Origin of the sequence: Rhodococcus shunpengi (assembly GCF_048381395.1) — a bacterium.
Lineage (GTDB): Bacteria > Actinomycetota > Actinomycetes > Mycobacteriales > Mycobacteriaceae > Rhodococcus.
The window spans coordinates 233,795-259,631 of the sequence record NZ_JBLWIU010000008.1; the positions used below are offsets into that span (position 1 = coordinate 233,795).

Sequence of the window (25,837 nt, forward strand, 5' to 3'; positions counted from 1 at the left end):
TGTGCCATTCTGGAACGATCTGATTCGTACAGGCTGTACGTCCAAGACCGGTACGAACATTCAGCATGTTCGTACCATGAAGTAACCCTGAATCTTCACCTAATTCGACTGCGCTACAACAATTCTCGATCTATTCGGACAAATTGCCGAAATTCGAGGCTCGAATTGTTCCTGGTGACAACATGATCGAGGTGGTGCATGATTGTTGCTGCAGGGAGTTACGAGCCGATGAAGGCCCGTATCAGGGGACACGCGTTCGAATCAGGGGGATTCGAAACGTGCTCCTCCACAGGGAAATCAACGCGCAGGGGGCGTGTGTGCGACGTCGGCGAACAGCCGCGCCCGTCGCCCCCTCGCACAGCGAGGAGATCAGCATGACCAGCACCATCGAACCCACTTCGCAGATCGCTGCCGGCGGAAACAAGCTCCGCGGACGCGTCGCCTTCGTCACCGGCGGCACGCGCGGCATCGGTGCGGCGATCAGCCGCAGCCTGGCGAGCCAGGGTGCCACCGTCGCCGCAGGCTACGGACGCAACACGGCTCAGGCGGATCAGTTCCTCGCAGACCTGAACGAGAAGGGCCGCAAGGACGTCCGTTACTCGGTGCACCGCGGCGACGTCGCGAACGCCGACGACTGCCGCCGCACCATCGATGAGGTCATCGACACGCACGGTCGCCTCGACATCCTGGTCAACAACGCCGGCATCACCATCGACCGCACGGTGCTGAAGATGCAGGACGAGGACTGGGACACCGTCCTCGGCGTGAACCTCTCGGGCGCGTTCTACCTGGCACAGGCCGCGTTGCGGCACATGCTCGAGCGCGGCACCGGACGCATCGTCAACGTCTCCTCCGTCATCGGCGAGACCGGCAACATCGGGCAGGCCAACTACGCGGCATCGAAGGCCGGCCTGTTCGGTCTCACCAAGACCCTCGCCAAGGAAGCGGCCTTCCATCTGGCCAAGAACGACAAACTGGACCCGAACGGCATCGGCGTCACCGTCAACACCGTCACCCCGGGCTTCGTCGCCACCGAGATGGTCGAGTCCATCCCCGAGAAGGTTCTCGCGCGCATCACCGACACCATCCCCGTGAAGCGACTCGCCGACCCGCAGGAGATCGCCCGGGTCGTGCATTTCCTCGCCGCGGACGCCTCCTCGTACATCACCGGTCAGGTGTGGGGCGTCAACGGCGGCCTGGACATGTGATCCGCCCTCCCCACCCATTACTTCGAATCGAACGGTCCCCTCGCACATGCAGCCATTCGAGCTCAATCGGCACGGCCGAATAGTCTTCCCTTCCAACTTTGTTCCCGAACTCGACTTCTCCACGCTGAGCAGCGTCGACCACCTCGACGCCGTCATCCGTCGCGACTTCGACACCAAGGCACCCACGGTCTCGGAGATCCTCTCCCGGCACGAACTGGGCAAGTACGGTTCGAAGTTCGAGATCATGCGGGACATGGCCCTCAACGTCTTCTGGGCCGACCGCTTCCCGCTGATGATGTTCGAGCGGCGCGTCACCCGCTGGGGCGACGTGCCCCGCAACCGCGACGACGTCTACATGCCGCGCCTGACTCCCTGGCCCGAGGCCGAAGAGCGGCTGGGCGCGGTCGAGGAGGCCTACCGCGCTCTCCCCCGCGCGTGGGACAGTGCCGCCGAGGACCGCATCTTCGATCGGCTCTTCGCGGTCTTCGGTTCGCGTCGCCACTTCGCCGGCGACCTGCCCACGGTCAAGCCGACTGTGCCGCAGCTGGTCTCCGATCCGGAGAACATCACCCTGCGTGTTCGCCACTACGATCCGAACCATCCCGTCTTCGGATACGACGAGATCCTCGACTGCCACGAGGACGTCGCCGAACTCGAGGCCCTGAGCCGCTGGTCGATGGTTCTGCACAACCAGCAGCCCTGGGACGGAAGCGAAACCGAACTCGTCCGGGTCGCGGACCTGAAGGACGACGACTACGTCGTGGTCTCCCATCCGCGCAATCGCGAGGTCCAGCGGTTCATCAACCGGGTCATGTCGGGCAAGACCCGCAAGGCCACCTCGTACACGCGGCACGAACCGGTGGCACCGTCTGCGCCCTACCCGGCCGTCGACGTGCGCTCGGAGTTCGCGATCGCACCCCGCATCGACGCGATTGCGGTCGCGCACGGCGACCAGGTGTGCACCAACGAGGACCTGATCCGCAACACCGCCTACAACTGGTCGCCCATGTCGGCCGACGAGATCACGGCCAAGACCGGGATCGAGCAGCGCCGGTACACCTCGGGAACCTTCGAGGACCTGGCCCTGACGGCGGCGAAGCAGGCGGTCGCCCACGCCGGTGTCGGCCCGCAGGACATCGGCGCGGTCATCACCTGCACGTGCACGAGCGGGCGGCTGATCCCGTCGCTGGCCACGTGGATCTCGGGCGAACTGGGCATCGGGCAGACCCATGCCTCGTTCGACCTGATCGCGGCGTGCGCGGGATTGCCCTACGGCCTGGCCGAGGCGACCCGCATCCTCCAGCAGGTCAAGCGTCCCGTCCTCGTGGTGTGCGTCGAGAAGTTCTCGGACAAGATCGGCACGGTCCGGCCGTCCCGCATGATCTTCGGTGACGGCGCCGCAGCAATGGTGATCTCGCCGGCCGCCGAGGGCGAGGCACCCGATCTCGAGTTCTTCAACAGCTACGCGAGCGGACCGACGAGCGAGGTCAACTCGATCATCTGGCCGAATCCGGACTTCGACAACTTCATCACGGTCTACGGACCCGAAGTGAAGACGCTCGCCGGTCGCTATCTGACGCAGATGCTCGACGAGATCAAGGCCCTCCCGTCCCCCGACGACGCCGAGCGTTCGCTGCTCGACGACATCGATCTCATCGTTCCCCACCAGGCGAACAAGACGATGGTCATCGAGCTCGCCGCGAACGCCGGACTCTCGGCCGACCGGTTGTACTTCAACATCGAGAAGGTCGGCAACACGTCGTCGGCGAGCATCCCGCTCGCGATCCACGACGCGGTCCGCGACGGGGTCATCACCGAACCGGTTCGCATCTTCGCTCCCGGCTTCGGTGCCGGAGCGGTGGCGGGGTACACCGTCATGCGGATCGACCCGAAGGTGGTCGTGCCGTTCGAGGAGACTGACGCCGGCTGATCCCGGCGTACGACAGGCATCCGGGCCGTCCCCCGGCAGGCCCGGAGTACATCGGCCCGTTCGCGACATCCGGTCGCGAGCGGGCCGATCGTCGTTTGCGACCGGGCGACGTAACACCCGCGCCGCCCAGGCCGACATTTCGATCGGATCCGGCAAATCGGATCCGGACGAAGTACAGAAAGGCCTCGCGCATGAAGTTCCGCCGCATCGTCGCTGCGACGCTGGGGTGTGTGGCTCTGACGGTCGCCGCACCGTCGACCGCCACCGCCTTCCCTCTCGTGGACCTGCTCCCGAAGGGCATCGCCGATCTCGTTCCGAGCGGATCGTTCAATCCGTTCGCTCCGCCGCCGGCACCTCCGGCTCCCCCTGCCCCGCCGGCACCCCAGGCGGCTCCGCAGGTCGCGCCGGCACCCCCGGCCCGTCAGGCTCCGGCCGCACCGAGCGGTGGGTTCGAGAACTGCACCGAGGCATGGAATGCGGGCGCTGCTCCGGTCCACCGCAACGACCCCGGATACGCTCCGCGTCTCGACCGCGACAACGACGGGATCGGCTGCGAGCGCGATCCGCGCTGATCGGTCCGTCCGGCAGACGGACGAGAGCTCTTCCATTCCCGCAGAAGGGCGAAGGCCCTTCCATCCTCGGGGATGGAAGGGCCTTCGTCGTTCGTACGTGCAGAAACCTCAGAGCCAGCGCGGCGGCGTGAGTTCTCCGCCGGTGACGCCGACGGCGCCGCGACCGGCCGCCCAGCGGACGACACCGGCGAGATCGCCTCGGACGGTGTGGATGGTCTCGGCGTCGCCGTTCACCCGGACCGCGTCGCGTCCCTCGACCTCGAGCGCGATGCCCGCACCGAGCTCCTTCTTGCGCCACATGCCGACGATGTCGTCGAGCAGCGAATCGAGGACGACGGGCGGGAAGTCGCCGAAGCGTCCACCGTTGTCGAGATCGACCGCGTGGATCCACACTTCGCGCGTGCGCATCCAGGCGGTCTCCTCGGCCGGCACGAGCCGGCCCTGCGCGGTGCGCACCTGCGACTGCCACGCCGCCTCCGGCAGGTGCCGCCACTTCTCGTCGAGGCGGGCAACGGTGTGCGAGAACAGGTTCCGCAGAGCGGCGGGATTCAGCGTCGCGCCCTCGGCGATCTCCTGCGCCCGCTGCTCGGTGGAGGAGTACATCGGGGTCTCGACACCGGTCGCCGCCCAGTCCATGAGGCGGCACAATGCTGCGGCGTTGTAGCCGATGTGCGCGACGAGATGCCGGCGCGTCCACCCTTCGAGCAGGGTGGGACCGTCGAGTTCGTCGTCGGTGAGCTCGGCGAGCCGCTGCGACAGGTACGCCGTGCCCCGCCGGGCGATGAGGAGCCGCTCGGACAGGTCGAGATCGTTGAATCCCACGGTTCGGCTTCTCCTACTTGATGATCGTCTTGTTCCGGACGGTGCCGAGGCCCTCGATGGTGACCTCGCAGATTTCACCGTTCTGGATGTAGCGAGCAGGCTTGCGGGCGTGGCCGACACCGCCGGTGGTGCCGGTGATGATGACATCGCCCGGCTGCAAGGTCACGATGTGCGAGATGTAGTCGACGAGCTTGGCCGGGGTGAACACCAGATCGTTGGTGTTCGACGACTGCATGACCTCGCCCTCGAGGCGGGTCTCGATGGCGGTGCCGAGCTGGTAGTCGGTGTCGAGGAAGGGACCGAAACCGCTGGTCTTCTCGAAGGTCTTGCCCTGATCCCACTGCAGCGTGCGGTACTGGTAGTCGCGCATCGTGTAGTCGTTGATCACGGAGTAGCCGGCGATGTACTCGGCGGCGTCGGCCTCGGAGACCTGGTAGGCCTGCTTGCCGATGACCACGGCGAGTTCGGCCTCCCAGTCGAGCTGCGACCCCGCGTAGGAGGGAACGACCACATCGTCGTAGGGGCCGGTGAGGGCTTCCTTGAACTTCGAGAACAGGGTCGGGTACTCCGGCAGGTCGCGGCCCATCTCCTTGATGTGGGTCGCGTAGTTCAGGCCGACGCACACGATCTTGCCCGGCGCGGGGACGACCGGGGCGTAGTCGGCGGAGCCGAGGTCGACGGTCTTTCCGGATGCCTGCTCGGCGACCGACTTCCAGTTCGAATCGGCGAGCAGCGCGGACAGATCGGCGTAACCGTCGATGACGGTGGCGCTGGAGTCGCTGTCGACACGGACGGCGGCGGTGCCGCCGTCGAGGCGGAGGGTGGCGAGACGCATGGGGTTCAGGCTCCTTCGGAGATGATGGTGCGGTTGAAGTGCAGACGCTCGACGATCGGCGCGTCGGAGAAGGCGAAGAGATCGACACCCTTGTCGGTCTCGAGCGACCACTCGACCCAGGACGGGACGACGATCATGTCGCCCTTGGTGACGTCGTGGCTCTTGTCTGCGAGATGGAAGCGGCCCTCACCGTCGAAGACCTGGAAGACCACGGATCCGACGTCACGGCGGGCGCGGGTGTGCGCGCCGGCGCGCAGTCGGTGGAACTCGGCGCGGATCGTCGGCATGACGTCGCCGCCGGTGGTGGGGTTGGTGTAGCGGACGGCGGCGTGGCCGGGTTCCGGGGTGGCGGCGTAACCCTCGTCCTCGAGGGCGAGCTGCTCGTTCAGCGCACGGTCGGTGTGCTCCCAGCGGTAGCACGCGATCGGCGAGCTGGTCTTGCGGTCGAGGCCCACGAGCGGGCGCAGACCGGGGTGGACCCACAGTCGCTCGGACCGGGAGATGTCCGGGGTGCCCTCGTCGGTGACACCGTCGGAGCCGAACTCGAAGAAGCCGGTGTCGGTGTAGTGCACGAACGGGATGTCGAGGCCGTCGATCCACGCCATCGGCTGATCGGTCTCGTTGTGGTGACCATGGAAGTTCCAGCCCGGAGTGAGCAGGAAGTCACCGCGGCGCATGGCGACCGGGTCGCCGTTGACCACGGTCCACACCCCTTCGCCCTCGACGACGAAGCGGAAGGCATTCTGGGAGTGCCGGTGCTCGGGAGCGGTTTCCTTCGGGCCGAGGTACTGGATCGCCGCCCACAGCGTGGGGGTGACGTGCGGGACACCACCGAGGCCGGGGTTCGCGAGCGCGATCGCGCGACGCTCACCGCCGCGGCCGACCGGCACGAGATCACCGGCGCGCTGGGCCAGCGGGTACAGCGTCGACCATTTCCAGACGAACGGAACCGCCTTGGATGTCGGGGCCATCGGCATCAGATCGCCGAGCTGGGTCCACAACGGGTTCAGGTGTTCGGTCTCGAAGTCGTCGTACAGCTTCTGGAGCTCGGGATCGACAGGCTCGGTGGCAGTCATGAAATCTCCTTGTCCGGCGTTGTCTCCAAACTAGGGGCGCCGGAACCGGGGAATCCATCTATTTCTGCACAGTGGAATTCGAGACGTCCGGTCCGGCGATATCGGCGACGTCGACCTCGATGCCCCGCACCGCCGCCTGCATCTGCGCGACCAATTTGCCGCGCAGATGCTGGCGGTAGCGGTTGATGGGCACGGCCACCGTGAGGGCACCGACAGCCGCGCCCCGACCGTTGCGGATCACCACCCCGAGCGCCGCGACACCCTCCTCCGTCTGCTCGACATTGACCGCGAAACCCAGCTTCCGTGCCGCCTCGAGTTCGTGTGCGAACTCCTCGAACTCCCCGATCGCCATCCGGCGGTCGGTCTCGTAGGCGGGGCTCGGCCCGTGACTGATGTGGGGCTCGTCCGCGGGCCGTAGATAGAGCTGTTCGAGTACCGCGCGAGGAAGCTCGGCCAGGAGGATGCGTCCGCCCGCCGTGAGCTCGGCGGGGAGCACCTGACCTCGGCGATCACCCACACGCAGGATCGATGCCGCCTCTGCCGTCCACAGGAAGCGCGCTTGCGATCCCACCCGGATCACGAGGTTGACGGTCTCGTCGGCGAGCGCGGCGAGGGCTTCCATGTGCGGGCGGCAGAGGTCGGTGAAGTCCCGCGTCCACCCCTGACTCGCCGGCCCGACACCGAGCGCCGGGCCCGGGTGGTACATCCGTTTCTCGTCCTGCACGGCGAAGCCGCGGTAGACGAGCATGGCGAGCAGGCGGTGCGCGGTGGATGGCGCCGTCCCGAGTTCCGCGGCCGCATCCTTGAGCCGGATCGCACCTGCATCGCGGAGCAGCTGGAGCAGTAGCAGCGCGTTGTCGACCGACTCGAGCATGTAGGTCGGCTTGCGGATCGTGCCCATCGGCTTGTTCTGCATAGCAGAACTTTATTGCATCGCCGGGTGGCGCGCGCCCACCGTTGAGGAATGCATCTCCCCAACGAGGCTTCACCGACGCGGGCCGGTGGCAACATCACCCTCCCCCGGGCCCACGTCATCGCGGTGATCGTCTGCTGGCTGTTCGTCGTCTTCGACGGATACGACCTCATCGTCTACGGCAACGTCATATCGAGCCTCCAGGACGAATGGGGCATCAGCGCCTCCACCGCCGGCACACTGGGAAGCCTCGCGTTCGTGGGCATGATGATCGGCGCGGTCCTCGCAGGCCGACTCTCCGACGCGATCGGCCGCAAGAACGCCGTCATCGGGTGCGTCGTCGTCCTCTCCGTCTTCACCGCCCTGTGCGCGGTAGCGCCCGGCCCCGTGATCTTCGGTCTGCTGCGTCTCGTCGCCGGCATCGGACTCGGCGGACTCGTGCCGACCTCGAACGCACTTGCCGCCGAACTGGTGCCGGACAAGTGGCGCGCCGCGGTCGCGACGATGATGATGTCGGGCGTCCCGATCGGCGGCTCGATCGCCGCTCTCGTCGGTATCCCGGTGATCCCCAACTGGGGCTGGCGTCCGATGTTCGCCTTCGCGTTGATCCCCCTGTTCGTCCTCGTTCCGCTGGCGCTCAAGGTGCTGCCCGCGCATGCCGTGCCGAAGACCCATCCGGACAACTCTCAGGGTGGTTTCAAGGAACTGCTCGGGTCCCGTTTCCGCACCATCAGCATCATGTTCGCGGCCGTCACCGTCGTGACACTGCTCGCCTGGTACGGCCTCGGGACCTGGCTACCCAAGCTCATGCAGGGTGAGGGCACCGACCTCGGCAACGCTCTCACGTTCTCGCTGGCCCTGAACCTCGGTGCGGTCGCCGGATCCTTCATCACCGCCTGGGGTGGCGTGCGGTGGGGTTCGGTCCCGACCAGCATCATCGCCGCGCTGATCGCCGGTGTCGCGCTGCTGACCCTGCTGCTCGACCCTCCGGTCGCCGCGGTGTACCTGATCTTCGTGTTCGCCGGTGTGGGCACCCACGGCACGCAGGCCCTGATCATCGCTGCGGTCGCGTCCTACTATCCCGACCACCTGCGCGGTACCGCGCTCGGCTGGGCCCTCGGTGTCGGCCGTATCGGCGCGGTGGCGGCCCCGCAGATCGGTGGCTGGTTGCTTGCCGCCGGCCTCGGCGCCGACTCCAACTTCGTCCTCTTCGGCGTCAGCGCACTGATCTCGTCGCTGCTGCTGACGGTGGTCTGGAAGAAGTTCCCCGCACGTCACGATTCGCTCCGCCCGATCGCCGCGCACTGATCGCACCGCGATCGCCGCGCACTGATCGCACCGCGCCCGACCTTCCCCTCTGCTTCACACGATACGAAGGAGTGTCATGTCCGATCTGAAGGACGCACGAGTTCTCATTGCCGGTGGCGGCATCGGCGGTGTCGCCAATGCCCTCGCCCTCGCGCAGAAGGGTGCTCAGGTCACGTTGTTCGAGCGTGCTCCCGAGTTCGGCGAGGTGGGCGCGGGCCTTCAGATCGGCCCGCACGGTTCGCGCATCCTGCAGTCGCTCGGTGTCTACGACGAAGTCATCGCGAAGGGCGTGCTGCCCAAGAACCTCGTCTTCCGTGATGCCGTGACCGCGGAGATCCTCACGAAGGTCGATCTCGGACACGACTACCAGCAGCACTACGGCGGCGTGTACTTCGTGGTGCACCGTTCGGATCTGCACTCGGTGCTCGTCGAGGCGGCCCGCGAGGCCGGTGCGGATCTGCGGACGAACTCGACGGTGACCGACGTGGTCACCGAGGGCGACACCGTGCGGGTCGTGCTGGAGAACGGTGAGGAGCACGTCGGTGACGTCGCTCTCGGCATGGACGGCCTGCACTCGCACCTGCGCCCGAAGTTGTCCGACGACAAGCCCGTCGGCTCGGGTTACGTCGCCTTCCGCGGCACCTTCCCGATGAACGAGGTTCCGCTCGAGGAGGAGATCGAGGATGTCGTGGGCTACATCGGCCCGCGCTGCCACTTCATCCAGTACCCGCTGCGCCAGGGCGAGATGCTCAACCAGGTGGCGGTCTTCCAGTCCCCCGCCTTCCTCCGCGGTGAGGAAATTTGGGGCAGCCCCGACGAACTCGCGCACGCCTACGACCACTGCCACGAGAGCGTGCAGGCCGCACTGAAGTACCTGTGGACCGACCGTTGGTGGCCGATGTTCGACCGCGACCCCATCGACAACTGGGTCGACGGCCGCATGATCCTGCTCGGCGACGCCGCGCACCCGCCGCTGCAGTACCTCGCCTCCGGGGCCGTGATGGCCCTCGAGGATGCGAAGTGCTTCGCCGACTACGCCGCCGAGGACCTGCAGGGCGACAGCGCGAACTGGCCGAAGATCCTGAGGGACGTCAACGCCGAACGCGCACCGCGCTGCAACCGCATCCTCACCACGGGACGCATGTGGGGCGACCTGTGGCACCTCGACGGTGCCGGCCGCGAGGCCCGCAACGAACTGTTCCGCACCCGCGACACCTCGAGCTACAAGTACACGGACTGGCTCTGGGGCTACAGCTCCGATCGCAACCGCTGAGAACTCACACAGCGCCGCAGAGGAATTCGTCCCGTTCCGGACAATGCCGTCCCCGATCCACCGATCGGGGACGGCATTCGCCGTATATGCGTCGTTCGTCCTGCACCGAAAGGTGCCGAAGCGGCCGTGACCAGCACATACTGGGAGCATGACCGCGTCACGGCAGGCGTCGGCGCTCCGCAGCGAGGTTCGGGACATCGCACTCGGAACCGCCGACCCGGTCGAGTTCCGGCACGCCGTCCTCGACACGATCCGGCGGCGCATCCGCTACGACATCGGATGTATCGCTCTCGTCGATCCGGCGAGCATGTTGTTCACGTCCGTGACCATGCTCGACGCCGACGCCCCGGCCGGACGTGCCGCGGAGACGGTGGCGCACATCGAGTACGGCACGTCGCGTTTCGCGAACACCTACCGCAAGCTCGCCCGGACGCGCACCGGTGTCCAGACGATCCGCGAGGCGATCGACTGCGACATCCGCGATTCCCTGCCCTACAGCGAGATCCTCGAACCGCAGGGGATGGACGACGAGGTGCGCCTCGTCTTCCGAGGCCGTGACGGGCGCGTCTGGGGCGGCGGCACTCTCATGCGCGGCCCCGGCCGACGCTTCGACGCCGACGACGTGGCGGCACTCGCGGGATGCGTGGGCGAGATCAGCGACGGACTGCGGTTGTCGTTGCTCCGCGAATCCCCTCGACTCGCGGCGGACGCATCGCCCGGCGGTTCCGGTCCCGCAGTCGTGGTCGTGGGCGCGGACAACGAGATCGAATCGGCCACTCCCCAGGCGGTGGAGTATCTCGAGCGACTCGGTGCCGAAGGTTCCTTCATGCTCCCCGCGGTGGTCGTCGCCGTCCGCTTCCGCTACGAGGGGGCTGCCGCGCGCGTCGTCCGTGCCCGTACGGAGGACGGTCAGTGGCTCGTCCTGCGGGCCGGGTTGCTCGACGGCCGAGGAGAATCGGCCCGGATCGTCGTCGCGATCGAACCGGCGCAGCCCGGTCAGCTCGTGGCTCTGACCGCTGCCCTTCACGGTCTCACCGAACGGGAGACCGATGTCCTCGCCCGCGTTCTCGCGGGCGAGACACGCACCGAGATCGCACGTGGACTGTTCATCAGTCCGTACACCGCACAGGACCACTTGAAGAGCATCTATGCGAAGACGGGTGTGAACAGTCGCCAGGAACTCGTCGCACGACTGTTCTTCACGCACTGCCTCCCCCGGGTCGGTACGGAGATCGGGCCGGACGGGTGGTTCGTCGAGAAGCCGGCGCCGACGAACGTCCCGGTCGGTGCACATCGGAAGAGGTGAACCGTGGCACGCATCCTGATCGTCACCCTGGAAGGCGGCGGGAACTACCCGCCCGAAGCAGCGCTCGGATGCGAGTTGCACCGCCGCGGACATCACGTTCGGGTTCTCGGTCACGAATCGCAACGGAAGGTCGCAGAGGATGCCGGCTTCGTCTTCTGCGGCTACCGGCACTCGCCGACCTGGACCCCGCACGTAGAACTGAGCACCCCGAAAGTGCTGACCATGGCCTACGCCATGATGACCGACCCCGCCGTCGCGCGGGATGTGGAGGACGAGATCACGAGGGAGCCGACCGATCTGGTGATCGTCGATTGCATGCTGTTCAACGCCCAGGACGCTGCGGCACGCACCGGGGTGCCGCACGTGGTGCTGTTCCATTCCTTCTTCGCCGCATTCGACGGCGCCTTCCGGCACGGACCTTTCGGGATCGGTTCGCGACTACGCGGTCTGGGTCCGAAGCGACTGTGGGAACAGGCCGACATGCGACTCGTGTGCTCGGACCCAGTGCTCGACCCGGCCGCGCGCCGGCCCACGGACGACTCGCTGACCTGGACCGGTGCGATCCACGACGCGACGGCTGCCGCGGTCGGACGAACACCGCCGCGCGTGCTGATCAGTCTGAGCACCGCCGGCTTCCCGGGTCAGCGCCGCACCTACCAGAACATCTTCGACGCCGCGGCGGAGATGGACGCGGAGTTCGTCGTCACGACCGGGCCGGCGATCGACCCCACCGGGTTGCGCGTACCACCCAATGCGACCGTCCACCGATACGTTCCGCACCACGAACTGATGCCGACCTGCTCGGCGGTCGTCGGGCACGGCGGGCACGCGACCGCTTTCCGGGCTCTCGCACACGGACTTCCGATACTGATCATGCCCATGTCGGCGGTCACGGATCAGGCGATCATCGGCCGCGAGGTCGCGAAGGCGGGTGCGGGCATCCGTCTCCGGAAGACCGCTTCGCCCGAGCAGATACGCGCAGCTCTGGAGAGTCTGCTGACCGACGACGGTTATCGCACGGCGGCAGCAGAACTCGGCGCCCGTCTCCGAACCGTCGACGGTGCGTCGGCTGCGGCCGACCGGGTGCTGGCGCTCGTCGACCACTGACGGACACACGAAGGACCGGCACCCCGTGGGTGCCGGTCGATCCTCCGCATCACCCTTCGACCGCATCTCCCTCCTCCAGAAGCTGTTTCGCGTGTTCGAGGTTGTTCCGCACATCACGCGCGTACAGCTTCTCCACGACCGGCTGGGTGAACTTGCCGAAGAAGCTCCCGACGTCCTCGGTGTCCTGGTGGAAGGTGACGCGGGTTCCCGTCTCCACCGGCTCGAAGCGATAGACGGTCTCGTACCGGATCGGGCTCTTCACACTGCGGCGGTGCTGGGCTCTGCCGGGCTCGACGCGGGCCAGTTCCTCGGTGAGTTCGATTCGCCGCCCGGCAACCTTGACGGTGGCACGCGCGAGCGATCCCTCCTTGCCGCCCTCGCCCGAGACCAGCTCGTAGTCCATCACGTTCGTCATGTACACCGGGGCGTTCTCCGGGTCGGCGAAGAAGGCGAAGACTTCGTCGACCGGCTTGTCGATGACGACGGATTCCTCGGTTACGGGCATGACTTTCCTCCGTTCGGATCGGTGTCGCAGTAAACTCTTCCTGATGCCCTGCAACAGTTTTCGCAGATTTCCCGGTCAGGACGCCTGCCGCGGAACCATCCCACCGAGTGCGATGTCGTATTCCTGCGCCTGCTCGTCGAATCCGACGCTGTAGACGGTGGGATACCAGGCCGAGTGCTGATAGGCGGCCGGCAACTTGATCTGTTCGCGGATCGTCGGACGGGTCAGCAGCCACTCCCGCGTGATCATCGGTTCCATGAAGGTGTAGTCGCCGTCCCACGAGCCGTTGACGAACGTCTCGGTGAAGTCGTAGACACCGGGAACCATTCCTTCCGTGATGTCGAGCCAGTGCACACCCATGAACGGCACCGCGAGTTGCGACGCGAGCATCCCCGGCGGAGTCACGTAGTCGCCGGGCATGTACTTCGGGTCCGGGAATCGTTCGGCGCGAGCGGCGTAATCCGGTGCGGCCGGGTCGATTGCCTCGATCGCCGCCATGTCGGTCATGTAGAAGTGCACGTCGAAATGGGGTTTCCCGAACAGCACGGTCGGGTCGTGCCCACGCGGATTCCAGTTCAGCATGACGTGGTCGAACACAGTGTCGGATGCCTGAACGGGCAGGTGCAGCATGTACATCCCGTCGGCATCGGGCAGTCCGTCGAGGGCCGCCGGCGAGAATCGGATACCGACGGCGGTCGGGGCGCCGTCCGCATCCACGGTCGCATACGAACGCGCAGTTCCGTCACCGACGCTCACGGCCTGACCGAAATGCAGGTGGGCAGGTGTGGGCACTGCCGATGCCACACCCCCGACCGCCACGGCAATACAAGAGGCGAGGAGCACTGCGATGGAACGAGATGATCGATGTTTCTTCATGGTGATATCCGATCGACGAGGGTTCTCGGTGAACCTCTCCATTCCGTGGATCCAGTCTCGACCGGTGTTCGTGACCCCGGCCATCCCTCACTCGGGGGATTTCGCCGACCGTCTCGGGACAACCCTGTCGTCCCGGAACGACCCTGTCCTCACAGGGTCGCGACATATACTCGCCGGACTGCGGACGGACGTCACGATCCGCGGAGAACAGGGAGCGGCCCTTGAGTATTCGCAGCCTTCGCGTCGCGGTGGTCGGTGGGGGCATCATCGGTGCCGCGACCGCCCGGCAACTCGCCCTCACGGACGCCGACGTCACGCTGTTCGAGAAGGAAGACCGGCTCGCCGCTCACCAGACGGGGCACAACAGTGGCGTCGTCCACGCCGGCCTCTACTACACGCCCGGAAGTCTCAAAGCCCGGTTGTGCAGGCGCGGGGTGAAGTTGTTGCAGACGTTCACCACGGACAAGGGCCTGCCCTACGACGAGTGCGGCAAGGTCGTCGTCGCCCTCGACGAGTCGGAACTCGGCCGCCTCGACGCGATCTTCTCGCGGGCCACGGCGAACGGGGTCCCCGGCATCAGGCGTCTCGGCGCCGACGAGATCACCGCGATCGAGCCGCACGCCGTCGGGATCGCAGCCCTTCATTCCCCGCACACGGCGATCATCGACTTCGTCGCCGTCACCCGCGCGCTCGCGGACGACGTCGTCGCCGCGGGCGGCACGGTGCGGACCGGTACCGCCGTGACGGCGATCCGTGAGGCGGGCGAGCAGGTCGTCGTCGACATCCCGGGCGACCAACTTGCCTTCGACCTGGTGATCACGTGCGCGGGACTGCAGTCCGACCGCCTCGCCCACACCTCGGGCGACACCCGCGACCCGCGGATCGTCCCGTTCCTCGGCGACTATCTGCTGCTCGAACCCGACGCGGCGGCAAAGGTGCGCGGATTGATCTATCCGGTGCCCGACCCCCGCTATCCGTTCCTCGGGGTGCATCTCACCCGGCGGATCGACGGTGAGGTGATGGTGGGACCCAACGCCTTCCTCTCCCCCGGCCGCGAGGCCTATCGCGGCGGGCGCGGATCGTGGCGGGATCTGCGCGATGCCGTCGCCTGGCCCGGTTTCTGGCGGTTCGCCGCGAACAACCTGCCCGCAGCGGGTCGGGAACTGCGCACGGCCACCAGTACTCGGCGGTTCGTCGCCGATGCGGCCGCGTACATGCCCGGGCTGACCGTCGACGACGTGCGGCCGGGTCCGCGTGGCATCCGCGCTCAGGCGATGAACTCCGACGGAGGCCTCGAGGACGACTTCGTCGTCACCGGGCACGGGCGGGTCGTGCACCTGCGCAATGCCCCGTCGCCCGGCGCCACCTCGTCGATGGCGATCGCGGAGTATCTCGTCGACCGCGCATTCGAACGCATCGCCTGATCGGGCATCCGGCGGCGGACGTCACGGTTCGCGGTGACCGCTTCGGGGCATGCTGCACGGGAACCACTTCATCGTCAGGAGGTCTCCATGGCACGAATCGCACTCTTCGGAGGACACGGCAAGGTGGCGTTGCATCTCGAGCGGCTGCTGGCCGATGCCGGTCACGAGACCAGTGCGTTCATCCGCAATCCCGATCACGCCGACGATGTCCGCGCTGCCGGTGGCACGCCCGTCGTTGCCGACGTCGAGAAGATGGACATCGCCGAGATCACCGAGCTGCTGCGCGGCCACGACGCGGTGGTCTGGTCTGCAGGCGCGGGCGGAGGGAATCCCGAACGCACCTATGCGGTGGACCGCGACGCGGCGATCGCCTCGATGACCGCCGCGCAGGAGGCCGGGGTCCGCCGGTACGTGATGGTGTCGTACTTCGGGGCCCGCCCCGACCACGGTGTCCCCGAGGACAACAGTTTCTACGCCTATGCCGAGGCCAAGTCGGCTGCGGACGCCCATCTGCGGGGTACCGACCTCGACTGGACGATCCTCGGTCCGAGCGCGCTGACCCTCGACCCGCCCACCGGCCGCATCGAGATCGAGGGGCACGGGGCGAGCGACAAGGGACAGGTCTCGCGCGCCGACGTCGCGGCCGTCGCCGCAGCCGTGCTCGAGCGACCGGAGACGGTGGGACGCACGATCGAGTTCAACAATGGCGACGTTCCGATCGACGAGGCACTCGACGCGCTGCGGTAATCCCTTACACAGCAGTCCGCCCCCGGTTGCAGGGGGCAACCGGGGACGGACACTCGAGCGATGTCATCGCTCAGACCTGCGGGGCGAGTTCCTCCACGCGCAGCGGCGAGGTGTCCGCGGCGGCCGCGATGGCCTCCTCGAACTGCCGGCGGTCGACCTGCGAGCCGAGCACCAGCGCGAGTCGCGCCAGGAAGCCCTCGCGGTCGTCCTCGGCAGCCTGATCCAGGGCGGTGGACAGGCCGAGCCAGACGTTCTCACGCCGCTGATCGTCCTCGGTGACCTGCTCGGCAGGGCGGGCCGGGAGTTCCGCGCCGGCCGGAGCGGCACCGGAGCGCAGGGACGCCGCGACACCGTCCAGGTCGGCGACCGGCACACGGCACAGCAGCAGACCGTCGGGGCGGATCACGAAGGCCTCGCCGGCCGTCGCGCCGAGTGCCTCGCCGAGATCGGGCGCCTCGAGGAGTGTCACACCGTCCACCTCTGCGCTGTCGACGGCCAGGGCCGCGACGCTCTCGGGTGCGAGCGCCTGCGCCAGGCCGGCTGCGGCGTTCGCGAGGGCGGCCGAGCCCGCCGCATCGAGACCGACTCCGAGCACGGCGAATCCGGTTCCGCGGGCGTCGTTCAGCGACGTCTCGCGATCGGCGATGTGGATCCGGCGGTCCTCGACGGGATCACCCGGGAGCACACCTTCGGTGCCGGGGGTGACAGACCAGGTCAGCGGAGACAGGCGTGCGTGCGTGGCGCTGGACTGGCGTGGGTTGATCAGGTGCCCGAACTCGGGACGGCCCACGGCGAGCGCGAGGATCGCGTCGCGCGTGGTGCGGTAGCCGTGGCTGCCGGGGCTCATGATGAGCGTGGACTTGCCGGCGTTGGCGACGTTCTGCTCCCACGCGTTGTGGCGTTCGAACGAGTACGCCTTCAGCAGGGCGGGCTCGGCGTTGCCGTTCACGACCGCGGCGAGCTGCCACGCGAGGGTCTCGGCGTCCTCCATGCCCGAGTTGAGTCCGCGCACACCGAAGATCGGCACCAGATGGGCCGCGTCTCCGGCGAAGAGGAGACGGTCGTGGGTGAACTCGTCGAGGGCGAGTGCGCGAGCACTGTAGAAGCCCTTCCACTCGAGGGTCCACGGCAGGTCGTTCTGCAGCCAGTCGAGGTGCTTGGCGATGCGGGCGCGGATCGCCTCCTCCTGCGTCTCGATCTCGGCATCCTCGGACGGGTCGAGCTGGTAGTCGATGCGCCAGATGTTGCCGGGCTGCTTGTGCATGATGATCGTCGAGCCGGGGTTGCTCGGCGGGTCGAACCAGACCATGCGCTCCGCAGGGAGATCGGACTCCCAGTGGATGTCGGCGATGACGTAGCGGCCCTCGTAGCTGGTGCCCTGCAGACGCAGGCCCGCGAGTTCGCGCATGCGGCTGCGGCCACCGTCGGCGGCGACGACCCAGCGTGCGCGCAGGTGCCGCTTGCCGGCGGCGGTGTCGACCTCGAGGGTGACCTCGTCCTCGCCGCGCAGGATCCCGGCGATCGGTGCCTGCCAGTGCAGGGTGATGAGCGGGTTCTGCTCGATGGTGTCGACCATGATCTGCTCGAACTCCGACTGGGAGACGTTGATCATGGGCGGGCGGACGTCGAAGTCACGCTGCGGCATCTGGAAGTGCAGGACCTGCTGGTCGCGGTAGAAGCTGCGACCGCCGACCCACGGCAGCACGATCTTCTCGAGTTCCTCGCCGAAACCGAGGCGGGCGGCGGCCTCGAGGCTGTGGCGCGAGATGCAGATGGCGCGCGACCCGAAGGACACCTGATCGGCGGCCTCGAGGATGGTGACGGGCACACCGCGCTGGGCCAGTCCGAGGGCGACGGCCATGCCGACCGGTCCGGCCCCGACCACGACGACGGGAAGCGTCTCGTCGGCGGGAGTCATCGACTCGAACTCCGACGCGGGGTACTTGGGCGGCTGGTAGTAGGTCGACATGGTCAGGCACCTTCCTCGGGAGAACGGCGGGAGTCGGTGATGTTCGCGTGCCCGGCGGACGGCACGCGCAGCAGCAGGATGCTCATGAGGCTGATCAGCGCGATCAGCACGAAGTAGCCGGTGATGGACATCGAGGTGCCCGTCGCGGCGAACAGGGAGGTCGCCACCATCGGTGCGAGACCGCCGCCGAGGATCGCGCCGACCTGGTAGCCGAGCGACGCCCCGCTGTAGCGGATCTTGGCGGGGAACAGTTCGGCGAACAGGGCCGACTGCGGGCCGGCGCAGCAGCCGAGGGTGAAGCCGAGGCCGACCATCGCAAGGAGCATGACCGGCAGGAGCGCCGTGTCCATCAGGGGGAAGAACAGGGCGGCCGCGACGACCAGGGCGGCCGAGGACCGGATGTAGACGGTGCGGCGTCCGACGAGATCCGAGCGCCAGGCCGCGAAGGCCATACCGGCCATCCAGAACGGGCACGAGGCGATCAGCAGCGCGAGCATCGTGGTCTTGCTGAACCCGAGCGTGGCCTCGCCGTACTTGAGGACGTAGACCATGTAGGCATACGCGATGCCGTTGGTGGCGATGAAGGTGCCGCCGGCGAGCAGCACGGTCTTCCAGTGCTGGGTGAGCACCTCGAGGATCGGCAGCTTCTCTTCGGTCGCGGGGGCGTCCTTGGCGGCCTTGAACTCCGCGCTCTCCTCGAGACCCAGGCGGATCCACATGGCGACGAAGACGAGCACCGCCGAGGCGATGAACGGGATGCGCCAACCCCACGCGTTGAACGTCTCCTCGCTGAGGAAGGCGGTCAGCGGCAGGTAGACCAGGTTCGCGAGCAATACACCGGCCGGCACACCGATCTGCGGTGCCGCACCGTAGAGGCCGCGCTTGCCGGCGGGAGCGTTCTCGGTGGCGACGAGCACCGCTCCGCCCCACTCACCGCCGACGCCGAGCCCCTGGATGAACCGCAGGGCGACGAGCAGGATGGGGGCCGCGACGCCGATGGCCGCGTAGTTCGGGAGCACGCCGATCGCCACGGTCGCGAAGCCCATCAGCAGCAGCGAGACGACGAGCATCGACTTGCGGCCGATGCGGTCGCCGAAGTGGCCCATCACGACGCCACCGATGGGGCGGGCGATGAAGCCGACGGCGAGCGTGGCGAAGGCAGCCAGAGTTCCCGCGACCTCGGACGAGCCGGGGAAGAACTGCGGGCCGAGCACGAGCGCCGCAGCGGTGCCGTAGATGAAGAAGTCGTACCACTCGATGGCGGTACCGACGAAGCTGCCGAGCGCGGCTTTGCGTGCGGCTCTTGCCGACGTCTGCGGCGTCGAGTCAAGGACGGTCATGTTCAGTGCCCTCTCCGGCGGTCGATCCGAGGCATCCGATTAACGAGCGTTCGGACGCAGTGGGACCAATCATGAGAGCGGTCACATCGTTTGCAAAGCGCACAAAGTCGGTGAATATCCCCGGAAATTCCGTGGATGAGGCCGTTCGGCCACGTCAGAGTGCCTGAGAGGTCCTCGCGACGTCGACGACGAAGTCCGTGAAAGTTTGGGCAACACGGCTCGGAAGGGCGTCCTTGCGCCACGCGAGCACGACGCGCACGGGTTCCGGAGTCGGGTCGACGACGGGCAGCAGAACGAGTTTCCGGCCCTCGTAGGTGACGTCGACGGCGGGTCGCTGGACCAGCAGGGTCCACCCCAGCCCGCGCCCCACGAACGACCGTGCCGTCTCGAAGGTCTGCGTCCGATACGCGATGGACGGGGTGAAGCCGGCCTCCGCGCACACCCGCAGGGCGTGCCCCGAACTCGGCGGGGCGTCGAGGAGCACCATCGGCTCGTCGGCGAGGTCGCGCAGGCGCACCTGCGAGCCTCCCGCGAGCGGATGATCGGCCGAGACGAGCACCATCGGCTCACGCACGTCGAGGGTGACCGTCTCGAGTCCCGGTTCGAGATCGAGGTCGTAGAGGAAGGCCACGTCGAGCTCGTGCGAGTCGAGCAGCATCCGCAGACGGTTCTGGGTGTCCTCACGGAAGTCGACGTCGGCGCGCGGGTGGGAGCGGGTGAACTCGGCGATGAGGGCGGGCAACAGCGTCGGCGCGAGGGAGAGATAACACCCCACCGCCACCGGACCGACGACGTCCCCCGCCTCCGACCGCGCGTCGCTCTCGAGTTCGCTCGCGTGGTGCAGCAGCATCTTCGCCCGCTCGAGCACCGCGTGACCGGTCGGTGTGAGCTTGACACCCCGGGCGCGTTGCCGGACGAGGAGCTTGACCGCGAGGGCCTTCTCCAGGTCGGTGATCGCGGACGAGAGCGCCGAGTGGGACATGTGCATCGCGTCGGCGGCCGCGGTGATGGTGCCCCACTCGGCGACGGCGACGAACGCCGCGAGTTGCCTCATCGTGTACGTGGGCACCGCGTCCGTCCTGGCCATGGTCCCACCGTAGTCCCGGGCCTCCGACCGTCGTCCCGGGCGGAAGCGCTCACACGAACCGGAAGAGCGGCGGGATCGCGACGACCGCCAGTGCCGCCCACCCGCAGTAGACGGGCAGGTACCGCATCTGCCACCGCTCGACCGCCGCGAAACCGGTGCGGCCCCGCAGGAACGAGGCGCCGAGCCACGCCGCCCACACCAGGTTCACCAGGAGGACGAGGTTCAGACCGAGGGCGGTGACCTTGTTGGCGGTGAAGCCGAACTCGGCGATGCGGGTGGCCATCGCGGTGAGCATCAGCAGGTCGACGGCGAGCGCCGCGGCGATCAGCACGACCTGCAGCAGATCGAAGACGTCCGGTGCGGCGTGCGGGTCGCGGGCGGAGATCGAGTAGAGCAGGAGTCCGAGGACGAGCACGAGGATCAGGTCCATGAGGATCAGCAGGCCGCGGTCGACGTCGACGACACTGTGGGACGCGATCACCGCGACGAACAGCGCGACCAGCATGAGGATCGTGACGGGCGTGAAGACCCGGGTGAGAACGGGAGCGATGTTCTCCACGACCTGCTGTTTCGCCTCGACGAGCCAGGCCGCGACGACGATCGCTCCGGCCGGCCCGAACGGGACGATCCACTGTTCGAAGAACGGTTCGATATCGATCCCCAGGGCGCTGAAGGCACCTGCGGTCAGTCCCATGAGTACGCCGCCGCCGAGCGCGAGCAGCGCCAGGTACACGGCGAACTCCCCGGTGAAACGCACGAAGTCCATGCGACGGCGATGGGATCGCCACTGCCCTGCGACATAGGCCGCACCGACGACGAACCACAAGGCGACCGGGGCGTGGATCGCCGCGATGATCTCGGTGGCACCGCCCGGTTCGAACGGGAAGACGTTGAGCACGATCGCCGCGAGGACGAACGGAACAGCAAGGAGCGCACTGCTCTTCGGGCTCATCTGACGCTTCCACGCGAAATACAGCGTGAGGAAGGGCAGCACGAGCACGGCGGCGTTGCGCACCAGCGCGGTTTCGGAGAGCCACTCGAATCCGGCCCGGACGGCCAGACCTGCACCCAGCGCGCAAGCGAGCACGACCGCGAGTTCCCTACGGCGACGCGGGGTTCCGGATTCCTCACCGTGACCGCCACCGGTGAGGACGAGTTGCTTCCACAGCCGGTCGGAGTGCTCCTGGGCGAACTCGCGGGAGACCTCGTCGAGACCACCCATTCGGCCGACCGCGACGAGGAATGCCTCGTCGGCCGTCAGTCCGACCGACACGAGGTCCGAGATCTGTTCCCGGAGATGATCTTCCATCTCGTCGATGTCCGAGGACGAGATGACCCGATGATCGGCGACGTAGCTGCGCCAGCCGGCGATCCGGTCCTCGAGATGCGCGTCGAGTGTCATCACGACCACCCCGGTGCGACGGCGGGAGGCAACTGGGCCGACTGCCACACCTGGTGCAGAGCCTCGGCGACGACCGTCCACTGCGCCGCCCGTTCGGCGAGGACCTCGCGGCCCGCGTCGGTGATGGCGTAGTGCTTCCGGCGTCGCCCGTTGTCGGCGACACGCCAGGCGGCGGACACGTGCCCCGCCCGCTCGAGACGGTGCAGGAGGGGATAGAGCATCCCGTCGGTCCACTGCATCCGGCCCTGCGACAACTCGTTGACGCGCTTGATGATCGCGTACCCGTACGACTCACCCTCGGCGAGGATGCCGAGCACGAGCGGGGTGGCGGACGCGGCCACCAGATCCTTCTCGATGAACATGTCGTCCTCATACCTAGAAGTTCTATGGATAACGGTGACCCTAGCAGATCTAGGTATGAGGACCGAGAGATCTCCGCGAAGCGGTCCGGTGGCGTCTACTGCCGGTCGTCGGCTCCGGCGGTTGCGGAATCGTCGGAGCCGGAGTCGGTCGATCCGGAATCCGCAGATCCCGAAGCGGCAGATTCCGAAGCCTCGGAGCGACTCCACGTCTCTGTCACCCGCGCGCGGCCGCGTTCGAACACGTCGCCGAGGACTCCCCCGACCGCCTTGAGCGGGCTGCTCATCGAGTCCAGGGCCTCGGCGATCACCGGGTCCTCAGCGTCGAGCCAGCCCGCCTCGTCGGCGCGGCACGCCCACCGGAAGTCGTCGAAGTCCTGACGCAGACCCGCAAGCACCTTCGTCGTCCGTCCCGACGACAGGCGTCGGACGACCTCGATCGGGGTGCCCTCCGCGAACCGGGCGAGCGCGGCACGGGCGCGGCGCAGCAGTTCGGCGTCCTGCGTGAAATGGTCGGCCAGGACCTGCCGCGCGGAGGCCAGCGCGTCGCGCAGTTCCTCGTCGGGCGTGCGCGCCAGGTGCACGCGATGCCACAGGAACAGGCAGTCCTCGACGATCACGAGCAACTGCAGCGTCTCCCCCAGCGCCTCCTCCACCGCGACCTTCTGCAGCAGTTCGACGTGCTCGCCCACCGCCGCGTCGAGTCCGAGATCGTCGAGCGACGACGAGACGTGCCCGCGCAGACGCGTCACCGTCCGGGCGAGGACCTCCCCGAGGCCGGCGATCGCCTGCCAGTCCCGGTCGGGCAGACCGCCCGTGTGGTCGACGATCGATGCCGCCCTGGTCAGAGCATTGTGGGTCGCGACGATGTCGCCGGCCGGCTCCGCCCCGGCCAGGGCGAGCACGCGGTCGACGGTTCCGGGCGCCGCGTCGTCGCCTTCGAGACGCACGACGGCGGCCTCCACCGACGCGACTGCTCCCCGCAACGCCTCGAGGACCGCGTCGGGGGCGGTGGGGACTGCGGCGGTGGGTTTCGACGTGTCGGCCATTCCCCAATCGTGCTACGTCGGAGGGCCGGATGCATCACGTCCTCCGGGTCGGTTCGGGACGCGGACCCACTTCCCGCTCAGTTCGGGACGCGGACCCACTTCCCGCTCAGTTCGGGACGCGGACCCAAGCCTGTTCGAGCAGGGCCACTACTTCCGTCTCCCTGCGGGCTCGGTAGGCCGACAGGATCCGGCGCGGGCGCGACTCCCCGTCGAGGCCGAGAGCGGATGCCAGGGCCGACGCGATCCGCTCTTCGGGGACCGTCTCCGGTTCGGTGTGGCCGATGAGCGAGAGTGCCTTGCGCAGAGGTTCGGCGTTGTCTGCGACGGTGCGCAGTGGCAGGACGTCGAATCGGCCGTCGGTGCGGACCTCGAGCAGCAGCTCGTTGTCCTCCTCCACCCCGATGTCCTCGAGGAACCGGCGGATCGAGGACAGACGCGGCACCGATCCCGTCCAGCGCAGGGTCTGGCCGCCCAGCCGCGACGGGAGCACCACGTGCCCACCCGGTGCGCACCCGGCGATCGCGGCGACGGCGGACGGAACCGTGAACTCGGCTCCCCGCAGGTGGTCGCGGGTCGCGGGGATCCGCAGTCGCCAGGCCTCGCCCAGCCGGTAGAGGCGGCGCGTGCGCTCGGGCACGGCGATCGGGACGTGCGAGCGGTGACGACGCCGGACTCGGCCGTCGACGACCTCGAAATCTCCTCCGGCCGTGAATGTCCGGGCGGAATCCTCGGAGATGCCGAACCGGTCGACGAGCGCGGAGACCACCATGTCGCGATCGGCACTTCCGCCGCGGGAATCGACCAGCCGTGCGATGCGGGTGCGGATGGCGGTGACCACGTCGACGTCCCACTCGGCCAGCGCCCAACGTTCACCGTCGGACGTGAAGCGCTCGTCGTCGGCGAGTTCGGAGACGAGGGTGTGGACGTCGGCGTTGACCCCCATGCGCGCGACGAGCGTGTCGGCGGTCAGCGGGTCGCCGAGAACCTCGAGGACCTGAGCGGCGCGACCGGCGAGCCCGTCCGGCGGGGACAGCAGACGGCCTTCGAAGGTCGTCGTGCCGCAGTACCGGGTCCACGCCTCGAACTCGTCGTCGGGAAGCGACCACACGGCCTTCACGGCGGCGGGCTCGACCACACCGTTCGGCGATTCGAACTCCGAGAGCAGCCCGCGGGTCTGCTTCTCGGCGTCGGGCAGATCCGGGACCGCGACCCACCCGTCCGCGACCTCGAAACGGTCGTCGAGGCGGTGCAGCACCCGCCACAGGGGCACGTCGAAACCCGGGACGGTCCGGCCCAGCACCGGGTGGGTGCGCACCATCCGGTCGAAGGCCGCCACCGGCCGCACGTCGACGCGCAGCGCCGCGAGCAGGTCGCCGACCGCCGTGCCGAACGGGAAGGTGGACGGCGCGGCCGGGTCGTCGACGTCGTCGTGGACGCGGCGCCGCAGGGCCGTGCGTTCCGCGTCGGGCAAGCCCTTCAGGTAGTCGATGAGTTCGGCGATCGGGTCGGCCGGCGCCGCAACCGGCAGGTCGCGGGCGGTGAGTGCCCGCAGCCGGGCCGCGGCGTCCTGGATCTCCTCCGGCGCCCCGTCGTCGATCACGGCCTGCAGGAGAGGCGCATCGTCGCGGCCGCACACGCGACTCCACCGCGCCAGCGCCGCCAGGTCGTCGAGGAGCAGGGCCGCGGCAGGCACCCGCGCGGTACGCGGATCGGCTTCGAGGGTGGCCGGTTCGCGGAGCACCGTCGCGACGAGCGCGGCGCAGACGATCTCCTCCACCGCGTCGCGGTCGGCGCCGCGGATCCCGAGCAGATCGGCCGGACTGCGGCTGAACAACTCGGCGGTGGTGGGTGCGTGTGGAAGGCGCGCGACGAGGGTCGCGGCGGCAGGACCGAGATCGAGTGCGGCCACGGGCACTTCGTCCTCACGCAGCAGACCGTCCGCGAAGCGCAGCTCCGGGTGGTCGGTGACGTAGATGTGGGCGAGTTCGGCGCACAGCTCGGGGATCTCGGTGTGCTCGCAGGTCTCGGCGGGCGACTCGTTCTCCCACCAGCGGGACGACGACACGAGCGTCCCGAGAGCGGCGGTGCGGGCCGATCCGTAGCGGTCGATCCACGGCATCAGATCCACCCAGCGACGACTGTCGAGTTCGTCCGACGACAAGGCACGAGACCACAGCGACACTGACCGTTGCTCCTCTTCCACGCCCGGCGGAGGCCGCGGGCCCCCTCTCCGGCGTCGACGCCGCGCTCGTGCAGCGCGTCCACGCGAGGCGCCCTCGACCCGGACGCCGGTTCTCACCCTACAGTCCGAACACCCTGTTTCCCGTCAGGTGAGGGCGATGTCGGAGTCGGAGTCGTCACGCGCCTCCGGGCGCAGCCGCAGCAGGACGAGTCCCGTCACCGACGCGACGATGAGCGAGGCCACCAGCCCGTTCACGTGCAGCGCCCACACGGCGATCACCGCTCCGGCCAGTCCCCCCAGCAGAGCGATCCAGAGCAGTACTTTTCCCAGGACCGAAGCCATTTCCCCGCACCTTCCGGCAAGTCACGATCAGAACGGTGAGGATAGTGTCATCTGTCACAGTCCTCGCGAAAGTCCATCGGTGTGTCGACGGATCGTGCCTGCACGGTGACCGGGGCATACTGGTGCGGTTCGAGACGGTGGGGTCGGCAGGAACACGACGGGGAGGCGGAAACTGTGGCGGGACCGACGAGTGACCGAGCGCGCA

The 25,837-nt window shown here is 68.0% G+C and carries 23 protein-coding genes; 9 read left to right on the forward strand and 14 right to left on the reverse strand.

Annotated features, from left to right (window positions below; translation table 11 throughout):
• Positions 1–374 precede the first annotated feature (374 nt).
• From ACNJ7K_RS01930 to ACNJ7K_RS01940, 3 genes are all read left to right on the forward strand, one after another.
• Positions 375–1,208, forward strand: coding sequence for a 3-oxoacyl-ACP reductase family protein (locus ACNJ7K_RS01930; RefSeq protein ID WP_120281939.1), 834 nt, complete (start codon positions 375–377; stop codon positions 1,206–1,208).
• Between the two features lie 46 nt (positions 1,209–1,254).
• Positions 1,255–3,138, forward strand: a complete 1,884-nt coding sequence (locus ACNJ7K_RS01935) for a ketoacyl-ACP synthase III (RefSeq protein ID WP_159418839.1) — start codon at positions 1,255–1,257, stop codon at positions 3,136–3,138.
• A gap of 191 nt (positions 3,139–3,329) precedes the next feature.
• Positions 3,330–3,710, forward strand: coding sequence for an excalibur calcium-binding domain-containing protein (locus ACNJ7K_RS01940; RefSeq protein WP_120281937.1), 381 nt, complete (start codon positions 3,330–3,332; stop codon positions 3,708–3,710).
• A 108-nt stretch (positions 3,711–3,818) separates the two neighbouring features.
• On the opposite strand, the gene ACNJ7K_RS01945 is transcribed toward ACNJ7K_RS01940, so the two are convergent.
• Genes ACNJ7K_RS01945 through ACNJ7K_RS01960 form a run of 4 tightly spaced genes read right to left on the reverse strand, consistent with a single transcriptional unit; the run spans position 3,819 to position 7,359 of the window.
• Positions 3,819–4,532 carry a maleylpyruvate isomerase family mycothiol-dependent enzyme gene (locus tag ACNJ7K_RS01945; protein ID WP_159418841.1) on the reverse strand — a complete coding sequence of 238 codons (714 nt, stop codon included), beginning with the start codon at positions 4,530–4,532 and terminating at the stop codon, positions 3,819–3,821.
• Between the two features lie 13 nt (positions 4,533–4,545).
• A complete protein-coding gene (locus ACNJ7K_RS01950) occupies positions 4,546–5,367 on the reverse strand; it encodes a fumarylacetoacetate hydrolase family protein (RefSeq protein ID WP_159418842.1) in 822 nt (273 codons plus the stop codon).
• Positions 5,368–5,372: 5 nt separating this feature from the next.
• Positions 5,373–6,443 carry a cupin domain-containing protein gene (locus tag ACNJ7K_RS01955; RefSeq protein ID WP_120281934.1) on the reverse strand — a complete coding sequence of 357 codons (1,071 nt, stop codon included), beginning with the start codon at positions 6,441–6,443 and terminating at the stop codon, positions 5,373–5,375.
• A 58-nt stretch (positions 6,444–6,501) separates the two neighbouring features.
• The gene (locus tag ACNJ7K_RS01960) at positions 6,502–7,359 is read right to left on the reverse strand and encodes an IclR family transcriptional regulator (protein WP_120281933.1); all 858 of its coding nucleotides are present in this window, start codon (positions 7,357–7,359) and stop codon (positions 6,502–6,504) included.
• 48 nt (positions 7,360–7,407) lie between these two features.
• On the opposite strand from ACNJ7K_RS01960, the gene ACNJ7K_RS01965 reads away from it, so the two are divergent.
• The 4 genes from ACNJ7K_RS01965 to ACNJ7K_RS01980 all read left to right on the forward strand — a co-directional run bounded on the left by ACNJ7K_RS01965 (position 7,408) and on the right by ACNJ7K_RS01980 (position 12,350).
• Positions 7,408–8,664, forward strand: coding sequence for an MFS transporter (locus tag ACNJ7K_RS01965; RefSeq protein WP_487041110.1), 1,257 nt, complete (start codon positions 7,408–7,410; stop codon positions 8,662–8,664).
• 76 nt (positions 8,665–8,740) lie between these two features.
• On the forward strand, positions 8,741–9,937 hold the full coding sequence (locus ACNJ7K_RS01970) for an FAD-dependent monooxygenase (protein ID WP_120281932.1): 1,197 nt from the start codon (positions 8,741–8,743) through the stop codon (positions 9,935–9,937).
• 148 nt (positions 9,938–10,085) lie between these two features.
• Positions 10,086–11,243, forward strand: a complete 1,158-nt coding sequence (locus tag ACNJ7K_RS01975; RefSeq protein WP_120281931.1) for a helix-turn-helix transcriptional regulator — start codon at positions 10,086–10,088, stop codon at positions 11,241–11,243.
• A 3-nt stretch (positions 11,244–11,246) separates the two neighbouring features.
• On the forward strand, positions 11,247–12,350 hold the full coding sequence (locus tag ACNJ7K_RS01980) for a glycosyltransferase (protein WP_487041111.1): 1,104 nt from the start codon (positions 11,247–11,249) through the stop codon (positions 12,348–12,350).
• A gap of 49 nt (positions 12,351–12,399) precedes the next feature.
• On the opposite strand, the gene ACNJ7K_RS01985 is transcribed toward ACNJ7K_RS01980, so the two are convergent.
• Both ACNJ7K_RS01985 and ACNJ7K_RS01990 read right to left on the reverse strand, forming a co-directional pair.
• Positions 12,400–12,855 (reverse strand): SRPBCC family protein, encoded by a 456-nt coding sequence (locus ACNJ7K_RS01985; RefSeq protein WP_120281929.1) that lies wholly within the window; start codon positions 12,853–12,855, stop codon positions 12,400–12,402.
• 75 nt (positions 12,856–12,930) lie between these two features.
• A complete protein-coding gene (locus ACNJ7K_RS01990; RefSeq protein WP_487041112.1) occupies positions 12,931–13,731 on the reverse strand; it encodes a DUF5602 domain-containing protein in 801 nt (266 codons plus the stop codon).
• Between the two features lie 227 nt (positions 13,732–13,958).
• Here ACNJ7K_RS01990 and lhgO point away from each other — a divergent pair, with 227 nt between their 5' ends.
• Positions 13,959–15,155 carry an L-2-hydroxyglutarate oxidase gene (gene lhgO, locus ACNJ7K_RS01995; RefSeq protein WP_487041242.1) on the forward strand — a complete coding sequence of 399 codons (1,197 nt, stop codon included), beginning with the start codon at positions 13,959–13,961 and terminating at the stop codon, positions 15,153–15,155.
• A gap of 87 nt (positions 15,156–15,242) precedes the next feature.
• Positions 15,243–15,902 (forward strand): SDR family oxidoreductase, encoded by a 660-nt coding sequence (locus ACNJ7K_RS02000; protein WP_106200354.1) that lies wholly within the window; start codon positions 15,243–15,245, stop codon positions 15,900–15,902.
• Between the two features lie 70 nt (positions 15,903–15,972).
• Here the strand turns inward: ACNJ7K_RS02000 and ACNJ7K_RS02005 are convergent, their stop codons facing one another.
• From ACNJ7K_RS02005 to ACNJ7K_RS02040, 8 genes are all read right to left on the reverse strand, one after another.
• Positions 15,973–17,871: an FAD-dependent monooxygenase gene (locus tag ACNJ7K_RS02005; protein WP_268655396.1), complete on the reverse strand. Its 1,899-nt coding sequence runs from the start codon at positions 17,869–17,871 to the stop codon at positions 15,973–15,975.
• A 2-nt stretch (positions 17,872–17,873) separates the two neighbouring features.
• Complete coding sequence (locus tag ACNJ7K_RS02010) at positions 17,874–19,211, reverse strand: MFS transporter (RefSeq protein ID WP_120281927.1); 1,338 nt, start codon at positions 19,209–19,211, stop codon at positions 17,874–17,876.
• A gap of 154 nt (positions 19,212–19,365) precedes the next feature.
• Positions 19,366–20,298 carry a LysR family transcriptional regulator gene (locus ACNJ7K_RS02015; protein ID WP_230790757.1) on the reverse strand — a complete coding sequence of 311 codons (933 nt, stop codon included), beginning with the start codon at positions 20,296–20,298 and terminating at the stop codon, positions 19,366–19,368.
• Positions 20,299–20,347: 49 nt separating this feature from the next.
• Complete coding sequence (locus ACNJ7K_RS02020) at positions 20,348–21,700, reverse strand: permease prefix domain 1-containing protein (protein WP_487041113.1); 1,353 nt, start codon at positions 21,698–21,700, stop codon at positions 20,348–20,350.
• Entirely contained in the window at positions 21,700–22,062 is a 363-nt protein-coding gene (locus ACNJ7K_RS02025; RefSeq protein ID WP_016691962.1) for a PadR family transcriptional regulator, read from the reverse strand. The genes ACNJ7K_RS02020 and ACNJ7K_RS02025 overlap by 1 nt, the downstream gene beginning before the upstream one ends.
• 95 nt (positions 22,063–22,157) lie before the next feature.
• Positions 22,158–23,108 carry a hypothetical protein gene (locus ACNJ7K_RS02030; protein ID WP_120281924.1) on the reverse strand — a complete coding sequence of 317 codons (951 nt, stop codon included), beginning with the start codon at positions 23,106–23,108 and terminating at the stop codon, positions 22,158–22,160.
• A gap of 106 nt (positions 23,109–23,214) precedes the next feature.
• Complete coding sequence (locus ACNJ7K_RS02035) at positions 23,215–25,290, reverse strand: hypothetical protein (RefSeq protein WP_487041114.1); 2,076 nt, start codon at positions 25,288–25,290, stop codon at positions 23,215–23,217.
• A gap of 144 nt (positions 25,291–25,434) precedes the next feature.
• The gene (locus ACNJ7K_RS02040; protein ID WP_059382923.1) at positions 25,435–25,632 is read right to left on the reverse strand and encodes a hypothetical protein; all 198 of its coding nucleotides are present in this window, start codon (positions 25,630–25,632) and stop codon (positions 25,435–25,437) included.
• Positions 25,633–25,837: the final 205 nt, after the last annotated feature.

Coding starts and splice junctions, on each gene's coding strand:
- ACNJ7K_RS01965 (WP_487041110.1), top strand. CDS start 7,408: ATGCATCTCCCCAACGAGGCTTCACCGACGCGGGCCGGTGGCAACATC.
- ACNJ7K_RS02000 (WP_106200354.1), top strand. CDS start 15,243: ATGGCACGAATCGCACTCTTCGGAGGACACGGCAAGGTGGCGTTGCAT.
- ACNJ7K_RS01960 (WP_120281933.1), bottom strand. CDS start 7,359: ATGCAGAACAAGCCGATGGGCACGATCCGCAAGCCGACCTACATGCTC.
- ACNJ7K_RS01930 (WP_120281939.1), top strand. CDS start 375: ATGACCAGCACCATCGAACCCACTTCGCAGATCGCTGCCGGCGGAAAC.
- ACNJ7K_RS02025 (WP_016691962.1), bottom strand. CDS start 22,062: ATGTTCATCGAGAAGGATCTGGTGGCCGCGTCCGCCACCCCGCTCGTG.
- ACNJ7K_RS01955 (WP_120281934.1), bottom strand. CDS start 6,443: ATGACTGCCACCGAGCCTGTCGATCCCGAGCTCCAGAAGCTGTACGAC.
- ACNJ7K_RS01990 (WP_487041112.1), bottom strand. CDS start 13,731: ATGAAGAAACATCGATCATCTCGTTCCATCGCAGTGCTCCTCGCCTCT.
- ACNJ7K_RS02030 (WP_120281924.1), bottom strand. CDS start 23,108: ATGGCCGACACGTCGAAACCCACCGCCGCAGTCCCCACCGCCCCCGAC.
- ACNJ7K_RS01975 (WP_120281931.1), top strand. CDS start 10,086: ATGACCGCGTCACGGCAGGCGTCGGCGCTCCGCAGCGAGGTTCGGGAC.
- ACNJ7K_RS02005 (WP_268655396.1), bottom strand. CDS start 17,871: ATGTCGACCTACTACCAGCCGCCCAAGTACCCCGCGTCGGAGTTCGAG.
- ACNJ7K_RS02015 (WP_230790757.1), bottom strand. CDS start 20,298: ATGGCCAGGACGGACGCGGTGCCCACGTACACGATGAGGCAACTCGCG.
- ACNJ7K_RS02040 (WP_059382923.1), bottom strand. CDS start 25,632: ATGGCTTCGGTCCTGGGAAAAGTACTGCTCTGGATCGCTCTGCTGGGG.
- ACNJ7K_RS02010 (WP_120281927.1), bottom strand. CDS start 19,211: ATGACCGTCCTTGACTCGACGCCGCAGACGTCGGCAAGAGCCGCACGC.
- ACNJ7K_RS01935 (WP_159418839.1), top strand. CDS start 1,255: ATGCAGCCATTCGAGCTCAATCGGCACGGCCGAATAGTCTTCCCTTCC.
- ACNJ7K_RS01985 (WP_120281929.1), bottom strand. CDS start 12,855: ATGCCCGTAACCGAGGAATCCGTCGTCATCGACAAGCCGGTCGACGAA.
- ACNJ7K_RS01950 (WP_159418842.1), bottom strand. CDS start 5,367: ATGCGTCTCGCCACCCTCCGCCTCGACGGCGGCACCGCCGCCGTCCGT.
- ACNJ7K_RS01970 (WP_120281932.1), top strand. CDS start 8,741: ATGTCCGATCTGAAGGACGCACGAGTTCTCATTGCCGGTGGCGGCATC.
- ACNJ7K_RS01940 (WP_120281937.1), top strand. CDS start 3,330: ATGAAGTTCCGCCGCATCGTCGCTGCGACGCTGGGGTGTGTGGCTCTG.
- ACNJ7K_RS02020 (WP_487041113.1), bottom strand. CDS start 21,700: ATGACACTCGACGCGCATCTCGAGGACCGGATCGCCGGCTGGCGCAGC.